The 285-nt window shown below is 57.5% G+C and carries 1 tRNA gene and 1 rRNA gene; both read left to right on the top strand.

Annotated features, from left to right (window positions below):
- Positions 1–97 (top strand): 16S ribosomal RNA (locus AC10QF_RS20125); the annotation flags it as partial.
- Positions 98–191: 94 nt separating this feature from the next.
- Positions 192–267 (top strand) — tRNA-Ala (locus AC10QF_RS20120).
- The last annotated feature ends 18 nt before the right edge of the window (positions 268–285 follow it).

Here is a 285-nt window from a genome sequence, read left to right as displayed (position 1 = left end):
AACCTTCGGGAGGGCGCTTGCCACGGTGTGGCCGATGACTGGGGTGAAGTCGTAACAAGGTAGCCGTATCGGAAGGTGCGGCTGGATCACCTCCTTTTGAGCAAAGACAGCATCGTCCTGTCGGGCGTCTTCACAAAGTACCTGCATTCAGAGATTTGCATCGGCCAGGCCGGTGTGAGATGTCCCTTTCTGGGGCCTTAGCTCAGCTGGGAGAGCACCTGCTTTGCAAGCAGGGGGTCGTCGGTTCGATCCCGACAGGCTCCACCAGGGAGATTAAGAAACAAG

This window comes from Stenotrophomonas maltophilia complex sp. Om-AH-Sm3, from assembly GCF_059337855.1.
The sequence above is the reverse complement of the archived record's forward strand: the minus strand, read 5'-3'. Positions and strand labels throughout refer to the sequence as shown.